Below are 18,320 nucleotides of genomic sequence, written 5' to 3' on the forward strand. Positions count from 1 at the left end.
TGGGGCTGTCCGCAACGGCAGTCCACGATCCTCATCCCCGGAGAAAGCAACAATGCGCACCACATACTGCGGTCTGGTCAGCGAAACGCTGATGGGCCAGACCGTGACGCTGATGGGCTGGGCCCACCGTCGCCGTGACCACGGCGGCGTGATCTTCATCGACCTGCGTGACCGCGAGGGTCTGGTGCAGGTGGTGTTCGACCCTGATCGCGCCGATTCGTTCGCCACGGCTGAAGGCGTGCGCAACGAGTTCTGTCTGAAGGTCACTGGCGTGGTTCGCGCCCGTCCGGCCGGCACCGAGAACACGGGCCTGACCAGCGGCAAGATCGAAGTGCTGGGCCACACCCTGGAAGTGCTGAACGCCTCGGTGACGCCGCCCTTCCAGCTCGACGACGAAAACCTGTCGGAAACCACCCGCCTGACGCACCGCGTGCTGGACCTGCGCCGTCCTTACATGCAGAAGAACCTGATGCTGCGCTACCGCGTGGCCATGGAAGCGCGCAAGTTCCTAGACGAGCATGGCTTTGTCGACATCGAAACCCCGATGCTGACCAAGTCGACGCCCGAAGGTGCACGCGACTATCTGGTGCCATCCCGTGTGCACGACGGTCACTTCTTCGCCCTGCCGCAATCGCCTCAGCTGTTCAAGCAGTTGCTGATGGTGGCCGGCTTCGACCGTTACTACCAGATCACCAAGTGCTTCCGCGACGAAGACCTGCGTGCTGACCGCCAACCCGAATTCACCCAGATCGATATTGAAACGAGCTTCCTGACGGAACAGGAAATCCGTGACATGTTCGAAGGCATGATCCGCCACGTCTTCAAGAAGGCGCTGGATGTGGATCTGGGCGACTACCCGGTCATGCAGTATGCCGACGCCATGCACCTGTATGGTTCGGACAAGCCTGACCTGCGCGTCAAGCTGCAGTTCACCGAGCTGACCGACGTCATGACCGACGTGGACTTCAAGGTCTTCTCCACCCCTGCCACCACCAAGGGCGGCCGCGTGGTCGGCCTGTGCGTGCCGGGCGGCGGTGCCATGTCGCGTGGCGAAATCGATGCCTACACCGAGTTCGTGAAGATTTACGGTGCCAAGGGCCTGGCCTGGATCAAGGTCAACGAAGTGGCCAAGGGTCGCGAAGGCCTGCAGTCGCCCATCGTGAAGAACCTGCACGACGCCGCCATCGCCAAGATCCTGGAGCGCACGGGCGCCAAGGACGGCGACCTGATCTTCTTCGGCGCCGACAAGGCCAAGGTGGTCAACGACGCCATCGGTGCTTTGCGCCTGAAGGTGGGTCACTCGGACTTCGGCAAGAAGGCCGGCCTGTTCGAAGACCGCTGGGCCCCGCTGTGGGTGGTGGACTTCCCGATGTTCGAATACGACGACGAGGAAGACCGCTGGAACGCCGTGCACCACCCGTTCACGGCACCGAAGGACGGCCACGAAGACTACATGGACACCGATCCGGGCAAGTGCATTGCCAAGGCCTATGACATGGTGCTCAACGGCTGGGAACTGGGTGGCGGCTCGATCCGTATCCACCGTGCCGAGGTGCAATCGAAGGTCTTCCAGGCGCTCAACATCAGCGACGAAGACGCCAAGGTCAAGTTCGGCTTCCTGCTCGACGCCCTGCAATACGGCGCGCCTCCTCACGGTGGTCTGGCCTTCGGCCTGGACCGTCTGGTTACCCTGATGACCAAGGCCGAGTCCATCCGTGATGTGATCGCCTTCCCGAAGACGCAACGTGCCCAGTGTCTGCTGACCGGCGCACCGTCCAACGTCGACGAGAAGCAGCTGCGCGAACTGCACATCCGCCTGCGCAATGCCCAGGCTGCTGCCGGCAAGGCAGAATAAGCCCCCTGACACCTTGTCACAACAGGCCACCTTCGGGTGGCCTTTTTCATGGGGCTGCAATCGTGCCAAACTCAAGGGATGCAAACGATGCGTGCGCCGAAGATTCCGCTGTCCGTGCTGGTGGTCATCCACACCCCTGAGCGGCAGGTATTGCTGCTTGAGCGGGCACGCCAGCCCGGTTTCTGGCAAAGCGTGACGGGCTCGAAAGATGCCATCGACGAAGCCTGGCGAGACACCGCGATCCGCGAAGTGCTGGAAGAGACGGGGATCCGCATCGGTTCCACAGACGTGCCAGATGCCGCCTTGCAGGACTGGGACATCGAGAACGTCTACGAGATCTACCCAGTCTGGCGTCACCGCTACGCGCCTGGCGTCACCCACAACCGCGAGCATGTGTTCGGTCTGTGCGTACCGGCAGGCACCCCGGTCACCCTGGCACCAGAGGAGCACACCCATTTCCGATGGCTTCCCTGGCACGAAGCGGCCGATCAATGTTTTTCGCCTTCGAACGCCGAAGCCATCCTCCAGTTGTCGCAGCGGGCAGGCACCGGCGTGCCCACTGCACCAACCATCTGACGAGTGCACCGTGCTGAACCCATTGAATTCTTCTCTGCTGCCAGAAGCCCCACAGGGCTCGCCCTCGCTGCGTGTTGCCACGTACAACATCCACAAAGGGGTGCGCGGCATGGGGCCCACCAAGCGCCTGGAAATCCACAACCTCAGTCTGGCGGTAGACGCCCTGGACGCGGACCTGGTCTGCCTGCAAGAAGTACGTCACTTCAATCACCAGGAGGCCCGGCACTTCTCGCCTACCAATTTCGGCCCCCTGGCCTGGCCACAGGAGGGCCAAGCCGATTACCTGGCGCCCGATGGCTACGAGGTGGCCTACCGCACCAACGCCATCACCCGCCACGGCGAACATGGCAACGCCCTGCTGTCTCGGTGGCCCATGGGGGCGATCGGTCACCACGATGTCTCGGATCACCGTTTCGAGCAACGTGGCCTGCTGCATGTGCCCATCATCTGGCACGGACAGACCCTGCATGTGGTGGTGGCCCATCTCGGCCTGATCCACGCGAGCCGGGTTCGCCAGGCACGCCAGATCGTGGAACTGGTCGAGCGGGAGATACCCGGAAATGAGCCGGTGATCATCGCGGGTGATTTCAACGACTGGAACGAGCGGCTGGATGAGATCCTGCATGGAGCCAACCTGTGGCGCGGTACCGACCCGTCGGGTAGCCACAAGGCCACCTACCCCTCCCGCGTGCCCGTGCTGTCGCTGGACCGCATCTATATGCGGGGCATGCGCTGTGTGTCCACCATGGTGCCCAAGGGCACGGCCTGGGCGCGCATGTCGGACCACCTGCCCTTTGTGGCCGAACTGCGGTTAGATCAGCAGGCATGAGCCCGGCACTGTCGGCCTCGCTTCAACAGAAGCTACGCAGTCTGGCCTGGTATGGCCAGCGCAAGCCGGTGTTCTCCGAAGGCAATGAAGTGTCCCTGCTGCGCGGTGGGCAGGCGCTGTTTCCTGCACTGTGCGAAGCCATTGACCAGGCCACCGAGTCGGTCTGGCTGGCCTGCTACATCGTCTCGCAGGAAGGCGAATCGGCCCACGTGATCCAGGCCCTCAAACGAGCTGCGCGCCGGGGTGTGGATGTCAGGGTCGTGGCCGATGGCATCGGTTCCCGCGAGGCACCTCCCGCCATGTGGGCCGACCTCAAGGCAGCCGGCGCGCAATGCGTCATCTACCGACCGGTCTTGGGCGTGCTCCGATCCCTTTTCAAACCCGGGCAATGGCGCCGCATGCACATGAAGTTGTGTGTGGTGGATGAGCAAGTCAGTTTTGTCGGCGGCATCAACCTCATCGATGACCTTTACGACATCAACCACGGCTGGTCCGATACCCCTCGGCTGGACTATGCCGTGCGTGTGGTCGGCCCGGCTGTCGAGCCCATTGACCACACCACCAAAGCCATCTGGACACGTGCCGCTGTGGGGCGCGACTGGCGAGATGACGTTGTGATGTGGCTCGGTGAGCAAAACCGGCTGGGCCGGCTGCGTGGCTGGTGGCACCAGCTTCGACTGAACATGCCGGTAAGCCAAGGCAGCACCTCAGCATCGGAAGCCAGCATGCGGCCCATGCGGTGTGCCTTTGTGTTGCGCGACAACATCCTGCAGCGTCGGACCATCGAGCGTGCCTTCCGTGTGGCCCTGGCGACCGCTCAGACGCGGGTCGACATCGTCACGCCCTACTTCTACCCCGGGCAAGGGCTTCGGGTTGCCCTGCAGCAGGCTGCGGCCAGAGGCGTGGAGGTGCGCTTGCTCTTGCAAGGCAAGATCGACTACCCCATCGCAGGGATGGCGGCACGGGTGCTCTATGAAGAGTTGCAACGCCATGGCATCCACATCTTCGAGTACCAGGCTGCATTCCTGCACGCCAAGGTCCTGTGCGTAGACGCACACTGGTCATCCATCGGGTCGTCTAACCTGGACCCGCTGTCGCTGCTGCTCAATCTCGAGGCCAATGTGATCGTCGACGATCAGGGCTTTGCCCAGACCTTGATGTCCGAGCTGGAAAAGGACTTTGCCTCAGCCCGTCGCATCGATCCTCCAGCACAGCCCTCGCGCTCCTGGCGGCGCGGGCTGGCGCGCTCCTTTGTGGCCTGGTGCGCCAACCTGTACCTGCGCATGGGCGGCGTGCGCAAACGCTATTGATCAGCTTGAGCGCCTTGCCACAGGCTCAGTCTTCAATGCCCCGCTGAGCCGGCACACCCGCTTCGAAGGCGTGCTTGACCTTGCGCATCTCCGTCACGGTGTCGGCGATGTCGATGATCTCCTGCGGGCAATCACGCCCGGTCAGCACCACGGTGACACCCGCAGGTCGGCCTCGCAAGGTGGCGACCACCTCATCAAGCGGCACCCAGCCATAGATCAAGGGGTAGGTGATTTCGTCCAGCACCACCATGAAGTGCTGCCCTGCGTCGATCAGACTGGCCGCCCTCGCCCAGCCCTGACGAGCCAGTTCGGCTGAATGAGCCAGATCCTTGCTCTTCCAGCTGAAGCCGTCACCCAGGCCCTCGACAGGCACCCCGAGCTGCTCGAACGCACGGTGCTCGCCAAATCGGGCTGACGGCACCTTCATGAACTGGAAGATGTGAACAGCTTTGCCACGTCCGTGGGCCCGCAAGGCCAGGCCAAATGCCGCCGTGCTCTTGCCTTTGCCGTCACCCGTGTTGACGATGACCAGGCCTCGGCGATCACCTTCCGGCTTGATGGGGCTGATCTCAGTGGGAGGCTGACGAATGTCCATGAATCAATATCTGCAAAATTGAAATCGGATCACAGCTGAGGCACGGCGACCCAGCGCTCCTGAACCGGCATGATCGAGACCGCCTGGCGAAAAACCTGCTCGATGGCGCGGTGAACCAGCGTGTCGTCGCTGCGCCCGGCGGCCACAATCCGCCCCTGATCGATGACGGCAACCTGGTCGGCCAACAGGGCGAGAGACAGATCGTGCACGCTGCTGATGATGGTCCGCCCTTCTCGGGCCTCCCGCTGCAAAACCCTGGTCAGCAAGCGCTGGTGCGGCACATCAAGGTAAGAGGTAGGCTCATCAAGCAGCACCAACTGGGCCTTGACACACAGTGAGCGGGCCAGCCGCACACGCTGTTGCTCCCCACCAGACAGGGTCTCAAGCCGCCGATGGGCCATGGTCTCCAGCCCGGTGTCCAGCAAGGCTTGCGCGATGGCGTGCTCATCTGCTGCCCTCAACCAACCCAGGCCCATCCAGCCCAGATAAGGCAAACGCCCCAGGGCCACGGTGTCTCGCACCGTCAGGCCCTCGCCCAGACCGTCTTGCTGCCCCATCCAGCTCAGCTGCAAGGCACGCTCACGAGGCGACCACTCGTCCAGGTTGCGCCCCATGAACTTGATGTGACCTTCTGTCAGCGCTTGCAAGCCAGCCAGGCATCGCAACAAAGTGGACTTGCCCGCCCCATTCGGGCCGACCAAGGCCAGCCAGCACCCGGGCTCCAGCCACAGATCGACCCCATGCAGCACCTGCTTGCCATCGTGTTCGGCACCCACATGTCTGGCAGCCAGAAGCGGTGTGTGTGTGTGCTGCACCGTCATGCCAGCGGCCTCCTGTGCATCAACCACAGCAGATAGCTGCCACCCAGGACAGCGGTCAGCACCCCCACGGGGAGTTCAGTGGGCGCAAACAGCGAGCGCCCCAGGATATCGGCGGCCAGCAGCAGCACGCCACCTGCCAGACTCGACAGCAACAACAAGCCGGCGTAGCGGAACTGCCCCAGACGCCGGATGAGATGGGGTGACACCAGCCCGACAAAAGCCACCAGGCCGGCTTGCGCAACTGCTGCGGCTGTGGCCAGCGCCAGCACACCAACCAGCACAGCCCGGGCACCACCCAGCGGCACGCCCAGGGAGCGCGCGGTGTCCTCGCCCAGTGTCAGTGCATCCATCACGCGGGACAACAACAGGGCCAGCACCAGGCTGATCACCCAGATCACACCCATGGTCACACAGGCCCACCACCCCAGCATGGCGGTGCTTCCCAACATGAACGACTGCATGGTTCGCCAGGCATCGGCCGACATCACCATCAGCAACTGGGTGACCGCGCCCAGCACCACACCAACCACGACCCCAGCCAGCAGCAGACGCAAGCTGTGCGTGGCACCGTTGGCGAGAAACAAGGCCAGCAGCACACCGGCCAGCGAACCAACGAACGCCGCCCCCGTCTGCCCCAGCAAACCGCCCCAGTAGCTGCCAAGGGCCAGCGACCCCGCATGGCTGACCCATGTCGCCACGGCCAGGCCCGCACCAGAAGAGCTGCCCAGGAGATAGGGCTCGGCCAGTGGGTTGCGAAACAAACCTTGCGCCACGGCACCCGCCAGCGCCAGCAGTGCCCCAACCAGCCACGCGCCAAACACACGTGGTGCGCGGATCTCGACCATGATGCGATGGTCGAGTGGCGACGACCAAACACGGTAGATGTCCATCCAGCCGGCACTGCCCATGGACAGACCCAGGCCCATCAGCATCAGGCTGACGACCAGTAATACGATCAACAAACTGCGAAGCGTCATGGCGACTTCAGGGCCTTTTCGAAGCAACGAGCCAGGATCCCGGCCGCTTCGCCCAGCCTGGGCCCTGGTCTGACCAGTACATCGTAATCATCGGCGGGCACAGCACAGACCTGCCCGCGACGAATGGCACGCAGTGTCGCCCAACCAGGGCGAGATGTCACGGCGCGCACGCCAGATGTCGACACAATGACGAGATCCGGATCAGCACGAACAATGAATTCGGGCGTCAGTACCGGGAAGGCGCCCAACTGCTCAGGCACGATATTGCGGCCGCCCAGACGGGTGATCAGCTGCCCGATGAACGAGGACGGCCCGGCGGCATGCGGTGACGGGCTGACCTCGACATAGACCTTAGCGCCCAAAGCTGCAGCAGGCACGACGGAGCGCGCTGCGGCAACCTTGCGATCGACGTCTTGCCACACCGCTACAGCGGCCTGCTCCCGGCCCAGCAACACACCCAGATCCGACAGCATCCGCCGCACGCCATCGAGGTCCCGCGTGTCGACCTCGGCCACGGCCACACCCAGGCTGCGCAAGCGAGCCGCCACGCGGGCTGCCGGCGCCACCAGCACCAGATCGGGCTGTTGCAGCACGATCAGCTCGACATTGGGATCATCGAGCCCGCCCACCTTCGGCAAGGCCTTGACCGACGCGGGCCAGTTGGACCAGCGGTCCACCGCCACCAGACGCTCACACGAGCCCAGGGCACAGACCGCCTCGGTGGCCGACGGCACGAGGCTGACAATGCGCTGTGCGGGACGTGCCAGCACGACGGGCTGCCCGCGGTCATCCTGCACGCGCACCGATGCTGCGGCCGGCACCTGCAACAGGCACCAGATCCAACACAGCAAACCGACTCTCATACAAGCCGACAACACAGGCATCGCCTCCTCGGAAACGTGGTGCTACAAGGCCAATCAGTCGTGAGACCAGGACAAGGTCACGTACGCTGCACGACCCGCCTGCTTGTAGCCATAGGCGTTTTCATAGTCGCGGTCGAACAGATTGTCCACCTTGAGGGCAACCTTCCAGTCACGAGCCAGGGCCTTTTCAACCCCCACGTTCACCACCTCGTAAGCGGGGAGGTGCTCGCTGGTACTGGCATCCTTGTCGCGACGGGCACCGACCATGCGCACACCCGCATTCCACTCATAGCCCCATTGCGAGGTGGTCACGCCCAGTGACCCGTGGTGATAGGCACGACGCGCCAGCGACAAGTCGGTCGACATGTCCTTCGGGTCCTGGATGGTCCACTCAGCCTGCACCAGCGTGTCCTTGGCCACCCGCACGGTTGCCGAGGTCTCGATACCGGTGATCCGTGCGCGGCCAATGTTCTTGATCGGCCAGGTGGAAATCAGATCACGGTACCGGGTCTGGAAGTAGTTGCTGCGCAGCGTCCAGCCGTCCTGACGGATCTTGATGCCCAGTTCCTCGCTGTTGGCCCGTTCCGGCCGCAGGCTGGCGTTGCCACCCCATGGGTAGAACAGCTCATTGAAGTTCGGTGCGCGGAACCCGTTGGAGTGCGAAGCGGTCAGCGTCACACCCTTGATCACCTGGTAGCCATAACCCACATAGCGCGTGATGGGCGTGCCAAAGTCGCTGTAATCGTCACGACGGATGGACAGTTGCCACTGGTGCGGGCCGTACTCACCCACATAGCCCAAAGCCAGGGTATCGATGTCGCGGTGATTGCGCGCGTAGACGGTATCCGAGCTCAGTTGCTGTACCGAGTGCTCCACGGTCGCGCTCACGGTCTGGCCTTCATAGACCTTCACGTCGTGCTGCCATTGCAGATCACGCGATACCGTCTTCGCATACCAGGGGTACGACGTCGTATCGGCGTTGCTCAATTCCTGCGATTGTGTCCAGGACAGGTTGCTGCTCCAGATGGGTGTCCACTGGTCACGGCTGCGCAGGGTGGTCTGCTGCAGGCGATAAGTGGTTTCATCTGCCTGGTTGGCTGGCCCGTATTCCGAGTCGTACTCATAACGACCGAAAGAGCTCAGCTGGCTGACACCGAGTTCGTGTCCGGCCAGCCATTGCCAATCCAGACTGCCATTGAAGGCCTTCTGACGGAAGCCGTCACGGTCAGGGTTGGTGCCGCTGACCTCCGACTGGTCAATGCTGTTGAAACCCGATGTCCCGAACACCCCTGCACCAATGCTGTAGCGCAAGGTATCGGTGCCACCTTGCAGACCCGCCGAGGCACTGTGCGTACCGTTTTCACCAGCAGTGACCTGCCCAGACATGTGCAGACCCGGGCGCCCACGTTGCGTGATGACGTTGATCACGCCACCAATGGCGCTGGAGCCATACAGGCTGGACACGTTGCCACGCACGACCTCGATGCTGTCCATGCCAATCAACGGCAAATAGGCGATGGGTGGGCGGCCAAAGTTCAGGCTGGGCACGGCCACACCGTCGATCAGCAGCAAAGTTTGCTTGGAGCTGCCACCACGCAGGAACACGCTGACATCACTGCCCAGACCGCCCGTCCGACTGACCTCTGCCCCGGCTGCTTGCAACAGGGGAGCCAGATCACCGGACACCGCCGAATCCAGCTGTTCGCGGGTGATCACCGAGGTGGCCGCGATCGTCTGGCTCAAGGCCTGGGGCGTGCGGGATGCCGTGACCACCACCGGGTCCAGCTCCGTATCCTGAACCACTTCTTCAGCGCCATAGGCGGCACAAGAAATAGCTGCGCAAACCAGGAGAACCGCCAGAGAGACGGGCGAAATGAAGCCGGGGGCCTGCTGCCCCAAAGAACGAATAGACATGAAGGAAAAACAGACTGAAGCGAGCCCGGACCAGCGTCCCCGCAGGTCATGGGCGATATGGCATCAGATGGACAAACCAGCTGATACCCCCTGTCGGCCGGTATCCGGGCTGGGCGGTTTGAGTCTGTACAGCCTTCCCAGATGGGTTTCATCCAGTGGCAGGAGAGGTACAGGCACGGCAAACCTACCTGCATGTGCAGATAGATCAGTCAACCGCCTACCGTTGCGGGGGCAGCTCAGGTCTGGTGACTCATGGCGTGATGAGTCAGCCGTCCTGATTCCCGTTTAACTGCACCGAAGAGAACCTCGGTGCGAGCACCAACGTTGCGTATTGTAAGGGCGCCTACAATGGCAAACTTGTCGGGCAGTGAATGCCCTCGTTTTCCGGGGCCCTGTGCCAATGTCCAGAATCGAAGACCTCACCGAGCGTGTGGAGCGGCTGCTGTTGCGCCACGAAGAGTTGCAACGCACGCACGCCCTGCTCCAGCAACAGCTGGCCAACACCACCCAGGAGCGGGACTCGCTCAAAGCGCGTCTGGCCGCTGCGCGTGCGCGCATCGATGCCCTGATCGACAAGCTGCCCGCATCGAACGACCCTTCGTCTTCCACTGAATCGTCCGGCTCATGAAACAGATCGAAGTCTCCATCATGGGACAAAGCTACCTGCTGGGCTGCCCGGACGGTGGCGAAGAACGCCTCAAGGAAGCGGTGGCCCATGTCGACCGCGAAATGTGCGCCATCCGCGACTCAGGCAAGCTCAAGGCTCGCGAGCGCATTGCGGTGCTGGCGGCACTCAATCTGGCCTACACCCTGACCGAGCGCCCGGTGGCGCCAGCTGCCGTGGCGGCACCGGCATCGCAGCCAGCGCTTGATCAGCCTGCATCCGAATCTGTCGAGAAGCTGATCGAGCGCCTCGACACCGTGCTGGGCGCCGACGGCCACCTGCTCTGAGCTGCGCAGCCCGACTTTGTCGAGGCTGTTGCAATTGCGCCCCCACCTCCGCGCTGTGGCGCGTAGAATGAAACTGTTCGTCGCGTTCGTGGAAGCTATTAATTCCTTGAACCGATGCTCTCTGAGCCTGGGCTTGGAACATTGGCAGCGGGCGTGATCGTCTCGCGTCAGATGAACCCGAAGCTGCTCTGACCTCGCCCACCTGAATCCCCTGGGTTCAGGAAGGCGGCGACCAGTGCGCGGCGAACACCTCTTCAGCTGGCTGGCACAAACTGGATGCTGGCCAGCGCTACGCGGTTGCCACCGCTCTCACGTGCCGTACCCAATGCCCTATCGGCACTGCGCATGATTTCCTCCACCGAACCGGCGGTGTGCGGGAAGCTCGCTACCCCCATGCTGACCGTGAACGGGATCTGCTGGCCGTTGTAAGGCACCACATGCGCTGCACACTGCCGACGCAACTGCTCCATGCGCGAATGCGCTGTCGCCAGCCCGATCCCGGACAGCAGCACGACGAATCGATCCCCGCCCAGACGGCAAGGAGAGTCCATGGCGCGGGTGTTGGCCTTCAACAAACGACCAAGTGCCTCAATGACACGCTCGGCACCCTCTGCGCCATGCAGGCGCAAGATCTCGTCCAACCCGTCAATCGACATCGAGACCACGGCGAACTCGCGCTGCTCGCGGCTGGACAGATCAGCCTCTCGCCGCAGTTGCTCTTCAAAGTGAACGCGGTGATAAAGACCTGAAACCGAGTCACGCACCTGCCCATCCTGCATGTTGCGACGCAGCTCGTCATTGTTCTTTTGCTGGACTTCCAGCTGAGCCAGGGCCAGTTGCAACTGCTGCTCGCGGCGACGTGACTCGGTCACGTCCTGCCACACAGACAGGATGCGCCCTTCGGGCTCCCCGGCCATGGCCTGGCGCCAGACGGTGAAGTCGCGGCGATGCCCCTCCAGCTCCAGACGGTGCTCAAGAGAGAACCCGCTGCCCAGCGACACGGCCTGCTGATCGGCCGTGCGCATGGCCACCGCCACCGTCGCGTCGAATATTTCCGCGTCATTGCGCCCCACCAGCAAGGGCCCGTGCTCAGCCAGCATGTGCTGGCCTGCCTGGTTGGCCATGGTGTAGCGGCCGCCCACGCCATCCTTGACAAGCACAGCGATTCCCAACTGGTCCAGCGCGTGCGCCAGCGGCCCCACCATGGAGTCGTCTACCAGGCTCGCCAGAGCGATCGAATCAGCCATAAAGTCGATATCTGTTATCAGGTGTCAAGAGCCCAGGACCATGACGGCGTTCGCGCAGAAAGGGGCTCATGTGACCATATTCCCCCAAATCACGAAAGCTGCCTGCCCTTCAAACAAGGGGGCGGGCTCACAAGTTACAGTACTTCCGTGCGGTTTAGCACGGAACATCGGCGCGCATTGTCACGCCAATGACACTGGTTTTCAGGACAAATTTCGATTCTCTGCCGACTATGACTCAGATCTGCCTTTTGGGCTGTGGGCTGATGGGTGCCCCGATGTCTCGCCGCCTGCTTGCGGCCGGTTTTCCCTTGACGGTCTGGAACCGCACCCGTACCAAAGCCGAGGCGCTCGCTGCGTTGGGCGCCAAGGTCGCGGACACCCCGGCAGAGGCGGCCCGCCACGCCGACATCGTGATCACCATGCTGGAGCACGGCGGCATCGTGGAGGACGTGCTGTTCAATCCGGCACACCCCGGTGCAGCCACCACCCTGCAGCCCGGTGCCCTGGTCATCGACATGAGTTCCATCCTGCCCGAGCAGGCACAGGCTCACGCGCGCCGACTGGCTCAGCAAGGCGTGGAGGCACTCGACGCCCCGGTGTCTGGCGGCACCGTGGGTGCCGAAGCGGGCACCCTCGCCATCATGGCCGGAGGCGATGAGTCGGCTTTCGAGCGCGCGCGCGCTGTCTTGGAAGCCATGGGGCACCCGGTGCACGTGGGCCCGGCAGGCAGCGGGCAACTGGCCAAACTGGCCAACCAGATGATCGTGGGCATCACCATCGGCGCGGTGGCCGAGGCCTTGCTGCTGGCCGAAAAGGGGGGCGCCGACCCGGCCAAGGTTCGTCAGGCCCTGCGTGGCGGTTTTGCAGAAAGCCGCATTCTGGAGGTACATGGTCAGCGCATGGTCGACCACGACTTTGCCAAACGCGGCTCACTGGCGATTCAGCTCAAGGACATGCGCAACGCCTTGCACACGGCAACCGGCCTGCACTTTGATGCACCAATCACCGCCCATCTGGCAGAGCTCTATGCTGCGGCCGCATCGCACGGTTTCGACCAACTGGACCAGTCAGGCCTCTACTGTGAGTTGGTTCGGCGTCAAGCCCAGATCGCGCCGAATTGAGACGGCCCGATCTCTGGCGGCGGCAGCCTGGCAGGCTGGTGTGCCGCCAGGAATGCCTGGACGTCACCGGATGCCAGCGGGCGGCTGATCAGATAACCCTGAGCCAGCTCACAGCCCTTGGAAGCCAGGTCCTGCATTTCCCATTTGGTCTCGATGCCTTCGGCCGTACTCTCGAGGCCCAGTGCTGAAGCCAGATCCAGAATGGTCTGCAAGATGGCGCTGGCCTCGCCAAACGGGTCATGGTTGAGCGCCATGACAAACGAGCGATCGATCTTGAGCTTGTCGAGCGGCAGGCTGCGCAGGTAGGACAAGGACGAATAGCCGGTCCCGAAATCATCCAGCGCCACGCGCACGCCCAATTCCCTCAAGGCCTGCAGCGTGGTGCGGGCGCTCTGCTCATCCTGCAGGAATGAGGACTCGGTGATTTCGAGCTCAAGCCGCTGTGGAGCCAGCCCGCTGAGCGTCAGTGCCTGACGAACCACATCCCGCACCGACCGGCTGGCAAATTGGGCGGCCGACAAATTGACAGCCACCTTCAGGTGAGCGGGCCACTGCACCGCATCGCGACAGGCCTGCTCCAGCACCCAGGCCCCGATCGGCACGATCAGGCCCGACTCCTCTGCCATGGGAATGAATTCCAGCGGAGAGACCAGTCCTCGCGAGGGGTGCCGCCAACGGACCAGGGCCTCCAGGCCAACGATCTGACCATCTCGCATGCGGGTCTGGGGTTGGTAGTGCAGCTCGAACTGATCCAGCTCGACGGCTTTGTGCAGGTCCTGAATCAGCTCATGGCGTGCCTTGAGGTGATGATCCATGGCCGCGTCAAACAATCTGGCGGTATCGCGCCCGGCGTCCTTGGCTGCATACAGGGCCACATCGGCACTGCGCAACAGCTGTTCGGCATCGGGACTGGTGTCGTCCATGCGGGCCATGCCGATGCTGCTGCGCAATTCGATGCGCAGGCCATCGAGTTCACCTGGCTCACGCAAGACCTGCAGCAGGTTGTTGGCGCGCGCAAACAGCCTCGTGTCGTCCAGTCCACCCGGCACAATCAAGGCGAATTCATCACCGCCCATGCGGGCCAGCAACTCCCCTGGTCGCACTTCAGACTCCAGCCGCCGGGCGACCATGCGCAGCACCTGATCACCCACGCCATGCCCCAAGGTGTCATTGATCCATTTGAAATTGTCGAGATCCAGCAAGAGCAAGACGGGCGGGTGATCCTGCGTTGGTCGAATCTGGCTGAGCCGGTCCAGCCCCAGTCTGAACTGGTGTCGATTGGCCAAACCGGTCAGGCTGTCGATGCTGGCCAGGCGTCGCATCTCCATTTCCCGCTGATGGTTCTCCGTGATGTCGGAACCCACCCCTCGCCAACCCATGAGTCGGCCCTTGGCATCCAGCAAGGGCGTAGCGGTCAAGGACCACCAGCGGCGAAAGCCACCCACGCTGACAGTCACCACCTGATCCCGGAATGGCAAAGCTTTGTCCAACTGGGCCTGCAACATCGCGAGATGGGCCTGGTCAGAAGGTCGCTTGACATCGCCGAAGGTCTGCCCGATCAAATCCACGAGGGAGGCATCACGCAGCCCCTCTGCGCTGCGCCCCAACAGTTGGGCCAGCCGACTGGACACGTGCTTCAACTGCCCACGGGCATCTGTTTCCCATAGCCAGTCACTGGACTGCGCCTCGAAATCACGCAACAGCAAACGCACCACATCGCTTTGGCGGCTGAGTTTGGCCTCCGACATGAGACGGGCGGAAAACAGGCGGGAGGCGGCCATGGCGGTTGCCGCAATGGTGATGCTGTACACCATGAGAAAGAGCAGCAACACCCGCGACATGAGCGTATCGACCTGACACAGCACGAAGATGCTGCCAACAGTCAGGATGGCCACCCAGGTCAGCGCGGAAGGCGGGCTCGCCGCCAGCTTGAAGGCGCCAATGCCGATGTGTCCGGCAATGAGGGCCACCAGCAGCATGCGTGCATCGGCATCTACCAGCGGGAAAAGGTGAAAGGGCAGGCCCACGAACAGGATGGCCAACACGGCGGCAAACAGCATGGCCAGACGCACATGCAGGCGAGGCGCTGTATCGCGCCGGGCACCGAGTTTGAAATACCACCAGAAGGCTGCCCAACCGCTGGACAGCCCCACCACCATGAAAGTCCACGCCCGCACGGCTGCATGGCTGACCTCATGGAACAGCAGGTACATGACCACCGCCTCGCTGATGCAAGCCAGCATCAGCAAGGGCATGAAGTCGAGCGCCGACCTCAGTTGGCGCGCACGAAAGGCTGCCAACTGATCCGGTGTGGCACCCCGCGGCTCCCAATAAGCCACGATGGCATCCTTGAGTGCCTGGAGGCCTCTTCGTTCAACCGCTTCTGTCATCCTGCTCCACCGCGTGCTGCCCCGTTAAGACTGCAGCACTGCTCTGGACAGGATCAGACTGCGCCCAGATTATCGGACTAGTCAGATCTGAGCGCCAGCCAATTAGTTCACGGCAAAGCGCTGAACCCGACGCGGCTTGAGGTGCACCACCACCCCGTTCTGCAACACGCCGCTGTCACGCAGGGCGGCATATTCCCCACGGGTCAACTCAACATCCACCTCGCCTTCACCGTCCGTGCGGCGGAACTCCAGGCGGGTATTCGGGCCGACCGTCAGGGCATGCGCCAGGGTGACTGGCAAGCTGCCCTCTTCCGGACGGGCCAGCACCTGGATTTCGTGTGGCCGCACATAACTGACGTCGTTCGAGGCGCCACTGGCATTCGCGGCCGCAACCCCGCCAGGCACGTGGTCTCGCCCATGGAACAGGTTCACGTCGCCCAGGAACTGCAACACAAACGGTGACGCCGGGTGGTCGTACACCTGGTCCGGCGTACCGTCCTGCTCGATGCGGCCCTGGTTCATGACGATGATGCGGTCAGCCACCTCCATGGCCTCTTCCTGATCGTGCGTCACGAACACGCTGGTGATGTGCATCTCGTCATGCAGACGACGCAGCCAACGGCGCAACTCCTTGCGCACCTTGGCATCCAGCGCGCCAAAAGGCTCGTCCAGCAACAGCACCTTGGGCTCGACCGCCAGTGCCCGCGCCAAGGCGATACGCTGACGCTGGCCACCAGACAGCTGGTGCGGGTAGCGGTCGGCGATCCAGTCGAGCTGCACCAACTTGAGCAGCTCGGTCACCTTGGCGTGGATCTCGGGCTCACTGGGGCGGGTCGCCTTGGGGCGGACACGCAGACCAAATGCCACATTTTCAAAAATGGTCATGTGACCAAACAGGGCGTAGTGCTGGAACACGAAGCCCACCTGACGCTCTCGCACCGGTACGTTGGTCGCATCCTCACCGTGAAAGAGCACCGACCCGCTGTCCGGTTGTTCCAGCCCCGCGATGATGCGCAGCAAGGATGTCTTGCCCGACCCGGATGGCCCCAGCAGCGCGACCAGCTCGCCAGACGGGATATCGATGTTCAGGTTGTCACACACGGTGACGGCACCAAAGCGCTTCACCAGGTTCTTGATTTCAATGCTCATGCTTGTGCTCCACCACGCTGAGTCTGCACCTTTTGCTGATGCAAACGGCGTTCCACGACGTATTTCAGAACCAGGGTGACCAGCGCCAGGCTGGCCAGCAGCGACGCCACGGCAAAGGCCGCCGCAAACTGGTACTCGTTGTACAGAATTTCGATATGCAAGGGCAGCGTGTTGGTCTGGCCACGAATGTGGCCGGACACCACCGACACCGCACCAAATTCACCCATGGCGCGCGCATTGCACAGGATCACGCCATACAGAAGTGCCCACTTCACATTGGGCAGGGTGACCTTCCAGAAGGTTTGCCATCCCGATGCCCCCAGCACACGCGCGGCCTCTTCCTGCTCCTGGCCTTGCGCCTGCATCAGCGGGATCAACTCACGCGCCACAAACGGGAAGGTCACGAAAATGGTCGCCAGCACGATACCCGGTACGGCGAAGATGATTTTCAGGTCGTGGTCTCTCAACCATTCGCCAAACCACCCCTGCAAACCGAACACCAGCACGTAGATCAGTCCGGCAATCACGGGGGACACCGAAAATGGCAGGTCGATCAACGTCAACAGCACGGACTTGCCTCGGAACTCGAATTTGGCAATGGCCCAGGCCGCCGCCACGCCAAAGACCAGGTTCAAGGGGACCGAGATGAAGGCCGCCAGCACCGTGAGCTTGATGGCCGAGATGGCATCGGGGTCCGTGACCGCTGCGGCGTAGACCTCCCACCCCTTGCGAAAGGCCTCGTAGAACACCGAGACCAAGGGCAGGAAGAGGAAGGCCGACAGGAACAGCAGGGCCACGGTGATCAGCGTTGCCTTGACCCAGTTGGACTCGGTCCGGGCATTCGGTATGTTCAAAGGATATGTCATGGTCTGTGCCATATCAGCGTCCTTGGCGTTGACGGGTCCAGGCCTGCAAACCATTGATGGCCAGCAGCAGGACGAATGACAGCACCAGCATCACCACCGCGATGGCCGTGGCACCGGCATAGTCGTATTGCTCGAGCTTCGTGATGATCAGCAAGGGCGTGATCTCGGAAATCATCGGCATGTTGCCGGCGATGAAGATGATCGAGCCATATTCGCCCAGGGCGCGGGCAAAGGCGAGTGCGAAGCCTGTGAGCAGTGCGGGCGCCAGGATAGGCAGGATCACGCGCACAAAGGTTTGCCAGCGGGTGGCCCCCAGGGTGGCAGACGCCTCTTCCAGCTCGGCTGACAGATCTTCCAGCACCGGCTGCACAGTCCGCACCACAAAGGGCAAGCCAATGAAGGTCATGGCCACGAACACGCCTTGCGGCGCGAATGCGATCTTGATGCCGTGCGGTTCGAGCCACTGGCCGATCCAGCCGTTGGAGGCGTAGAGGCCCGTGAGGGTGATGCCGGCCACTGCGGTTGGCAAGGCAAAAGGCAGGTCGACCAGGGCATCGATCAGGCGACGCCCCCAGAAGTCATAGCGCACCAGCACCCAGGCCACCAGCAAGCCGAACACCGCATTGAGCAGGGCCGCCGCCAGCGAAGAACCAAATGTCAGCTTGTATGACGCCACGACGCGCGGTGAGGCAACCGTGTCCCAGAAAGCAGGCCAGGTCATGGTGGCCGACTTGAGAAACACAGCCGACAAAGGCAGCAGCACGATCAAGGTGAGGTACAGCAGGGTCAGGCCCAGTGCCAGGTCAAAGCCTGGCAGCACGGAGGGCCGCTTCAGCAAGGTTCGCGACAACAGCAT

17 protein-coding genes and 1 riboswitch are annotated in these 18,320 nt (G+C 62.7%); of the genes, 7 read left to right on the forward strand and 10 right to left on the reverse strand.

From position 1 onward, the window contains the following. Positions 1–52: 52 nt before the first annotated feature. The 4 genes from aspS to clsB all read left to right on the forward strand — a co-directional run bounded on the left by aspS (position 53) and on the right by clsB (position 4,570). On the forward strand, positions 53–1,855 hold the full coding sequence (aspS, locus tag ACE3PH_RS03130; RefSeq protein WP_374316440.1) for an aspartate--tRNA ligase: 1,803 nt from the start codon (positions 53–55) through the stop codon (positions 1,853–1,855). A gap of 87 nt (positions 1,856–1,942) precedes the next feature. Further along, positions 1,943–2,431, forward strand: a complete 489-nt coding sequence (gene nudB, locus ACE3PH_RS03135; protein WP_374316442.1) for a dihydroneopterin triphosphate diphosphatase — start codon at positions 1,943–1,945, stop codon at positions 2,429–2,431. Positions 2,432–2,444: 13 nt separating this feature from the next. Beyond that, positions 2,445–3,260 carry an endonuclease/exonuclease/phosphatase family protein gene (locus tag ACE3PH_RS03140; RefSeq protein WP_374316885.1) on the forward strand — a complete coding sequence of 272 codons (816 nt, stop codon included), beginning with the start codon at positions 2,445–2,447 and terminating at the stop codon, positions 3,258–3,260. Beyond that, entirely contained in the window at positions 3,257–4,570 is a 1,314-nt protein-coding gene (clsB, locus tag ACE3PH_RS03145) for a cardiolipin synthase ClsB (protein WP_374316444.1), read from the forward strand. Before ACE3PH_RS03140 ends, clsB begins: the two co-directional genes overlap by 4 nt. Before the next feature lie 25 nt (positions 4,571–4,595). Here clsB and cobO read toward each other — a convergent pair whose 3' ends face one another. The 5 genes from cobO to ACE3PH_RS03170 form a co-directional block, all read right to left on the reverse strand. Further along, the gene (gene cobO, locus ACE3PH_RS03150; RefSeq protein WP_374316446.1) at positions 4,596–5,165 is read right to left on the reverse strand and encodes a cob(I)yrinic acid a,c-diamide adenosyltransferase; all 570 of its coding nucleotides are present in this window, start codon (positions 5,163–5,165) and stop codon (positions 4,596–4,598) included. Positions 5,166–5,194: 29 nt separating this feature from the next. Continuing rightward, on the reverse strand, positions 5,195–5,986 hold the full coding sequence (locus ACE3PH_RS03155; RefSeq protein ID WP_374316448.1) for an ABC transporter ATP-binding protein: 792 nt from the start codon (positions 5,984–5,986) through the stop codon (positions 5,195–5,197). Next, the gene (locus ACE3PH_RS03160) at positions 5,983–6,963 is read right to left on the reverse strand and encodes a FecCD family ABC transporter permease (protein ID WP_374316450.1); all 981 of its coding nucleotides are present in this window, start codon (positions 6,961–6,963) and stop codon (positions 5,983–5,985) included. The genes ACE3PH_RS03155 and ACE3PH_RS03160 overlap by 4 nt, the downstream gene beginning before the upstream one ends. Beyond that, positions 6,960–7,814, reverse strand: coding sequence for an ABC transporter substrate-binding protein (locus tag ACE3PH_RS03165; RefSeq protein WP_374316452.1), 855 nt, complete (start codon positions 7,812–7,814; stop codon positions 6,960–6,962). Before ACE3PH_RS03165 ends, ACE3PH_RS03160 begins: the two co-directional genes overlap by 4 nt. 66 nt (positions 7,815–7,880) lie before the next feature. Beyond that, entirely contained in the window at positions 7,881–9,740 is a 1,860-nt protein-coding gene (locus ACE3PH_RS03170; protein ID WP_374316454.1) for a TonB-dependent receptor plug domain-containing protein, read from the reverse strand. A gap of 77 nt (positions 9,741–9,817) precedes the next feature. Beyond that, a riboswitch (cobalamin riboswitch) is annotated at positions 9,818–10,078 on the reverse strand. A 62-nt stretch (positions 10,079–10,140) separates the two neighbouring features. Between ACE3PH_RS03170 and ACE3PH_RS03175 the strand changes: the two genes are divergently transcribed. Both ACE3PH_RS03175 and ACE3PH_RS03180 read left to right on the forward strand, forming a co-directional pair. Then, positions 10,141–10,368: a DUF904 domain-containing protein gene (locus ACE3PH_RS03175; RefSeq protein WP_374316456.1), complete on the forward strand. Its 228-nt coding sequence runs from the start codon at positions 10,141–10,143 to the stop codon at positions 10,366–10,368. Further along, the gene (locus tag ACE3PH_RS03180; protein WP_374316458.1) at positions 10,365–10,691 is read left to right on the forward strand and encodes a cell division protein ZapA; all 327 of its coding nucleotides are present in this window, start codon (positions 10,365–10,367) and stop codon (positions 10,689–10,691) included. Before ACE3PH_RS03175 ends, ACE3PH_RS03180 begins: the two co-directional genes overlap by 4 nt. A 254-nt stretch (positions 10,692–10,945) precedes the next feature. Here ACE3PH_RS03180 and ACE3PH_RS03185 read toward each other — a convergent pair whose 3' ends face one another. Further along, complete coding sequence (locus ACE3PH_RS03185) at positions 10,946–11,938, reverse strand: GGDEF domain-containing protein (protein ID WP_374316460.1); 993 nt, start codon at positions 11,936–11,938, stop codon at positions 10,946–10,948. Between the two features lie 230 nt (positions 11,939–12,168). Between ACE3PH_RS03185 and ACE3PH_RS03190 the strand changes: the two genes are divergently transcribed. Further along, positions 12,169–13,059: an NAD(P)-dependent oxidoreductase gene (locus tag ACE3PH_RS03190; RefSeq protein WP_374316462.1), complete on the forward strand. Its 891-nt coding sequence runs from the start codon at positions 12,169–12,171 to the stop codon at positions 13,057–13,059. Here the strand turns inward: ACE3PH_RS03190 and ACE3PH_RS03195 are convergent. From ACE3PH_RS03195 to cysT, 4 genes are all read right to left on the reverse strand, one after another. Next, complete coding sequence (locus ACE3PH_RS03195) at positions 13,035–15,449, reverse strand: putative bifunctional diguanylate cyclase/phosphodiesterase (protein WP_374316464.1); 2,415 nt, start codon at positions 15,447–15,449, stop codon at positions 13,035–13,037. The two genes, ACE3PH_RS03190 and ACE3PH_RS03195, sit on opposite strands and share 25 nt — an antisense overlap. A 102-nt stretch (positions 15,450–15,551) precedes the next feature. Further along, positions 15,552–16,598, reverse strand: coding sequence for a sulfate/molybdate ABC transporter ATP-binding protein (locus ACE3PH_RS03200; RefSeq protein WP_374316466.1), 1,047 nt, complete (start codon positions 16,596–16,598; stop codon positions 15,552–15,554). Next, entirely contained in the window at positions 16,595–17,464 is an 870-nt protein-coding gene (cysW, locus tag ACE3PH_RS03205; RefSeq protein WP_374316468.1) for a sulfate ABC transporter permease subunit CysW, read from the reverse strand. Before cysW ends, ACE3PH_RS03200 begins: the two co-directional genes overlap by 4 nt. Before the next feature lie 13 nt (positions 17,465–17,477). Continuing rightward, entirely contained in the window at positions 17,478–18,320 is an 843-nt protein-coding gene (gene cysT, locus ACE3PH_RS03210; protein ID WP_374316470.1) for a sulfate ABC transporter permease subunit CysT, read from the reverse strand.

Source organism: Aquabacterium sp., from assembly GCF_041909175.1.
Classification (GTDB): Bacteria; Pseudomonadota; Gammaproteobacteria; order Burkholderiales; family Burkholderiaceae_C; genus Aquabacterium.

Coding starts and splice junctions, on each gene's coding strand:
- clsB (WP_374316444.1), top strand. CDS start 3,257: ATGAGCCCGGCACTGTCGGCCTCGCTTCAACAGAAGCTACGCAGTCTG.
- ACE3PH_RS03155 (WP_374316448.1), bottom strand. CDS start 5,986: ATGACGGTGCAGCACACACACACACCGCTTCTGGCTGCCAGACATGTG.
- ACE3PH_RS03180 (WP_374316458.1), top strand. CDS start 10,365: ATGAAACAGATCGAAGTCTCCATCATGGGACAAAGCTACCTGCTGGGC.
- ACE3PH_RS03200 (WP_374316466.1), bottom strand. CDS start 16,598: ATGAGCATTGAAATCAAGAACCTGGTGAAGCGCTTTGGTGCCGTCACC.
- ACE3PH_RS03190 (WP_374316462.1), top strand. CDS start 12,169: ATGACTCAGATCTGCCTTTTGGGCTGTGGGCTGATGGGTGCCCCGATG.
- cobO (WP_374316446.1), bottom strand. CDS start 5,165: ATGGACATTCGTCAGCCTCCCACTGAGATCAGCCCCATCAAGCCGGAA.
- ACE3PH_RS03185 (WP_374316460.1), bottom strand. CDS start 11,938: ATGGCTGATTCGATCGCTCTGGCGAGCCTGGTAGACGACTCCATGGTG.
- ACE3PH_RS03195 (WP_374316464.1), bottom strand. CDS start 15,449: ATGACAGAAGCGGTTGAACGAAGAGGCCTCCAGGCACTCAAGGATGCC.
- cysW (WP_374316468.1), bottom strand. CDS start 17,464: ATGACATATCCTTTGAACATACCGAATGCCCGGACCGAGTCCAACTGG.
- ACE3PH_RS03160 (WP_374316450.1), bottom strand. CDS start 6,963: ATGACGCTTCGCAGTTTGTTGATCGTATTACTGGTCGTCAGCCTGATG.
- cysT (WP_374316470.1), bottom strand. CDS start 18,320: ATGCTGTTGTCGCGAACCTTGCTGAAGCGGCCCTCCGTGCTGCCAGGC.
- nudB (WP_374316442.1), top strand. CDS start 1,943: ATGCGTGCGCCGAAGATTCCGCTGTCCGTGCTGGTGGTCATCCACACC.
- aspS (WP_374316440.1), top strand. CDS start 53: ATGCGCACCACATACTGCGGTCTGGTCAGCGAAACGCTGATGGGCCAG.
- ACE3PH_RS03170 (WP_374316454.1), bottom strand. CDS start 9,740: ATGTCTATTCGTTCTTTGGGGCAGCAGGCCCCCGGCTTCATTTCGCCC.
- ACE3PH_RS03175 (WP_374316456.1), top strand. CDS start 10,141: ATGTCCAGAATCGAAGACCTCACCGAGCGTGTGGAGCGGCTGCTGTTG.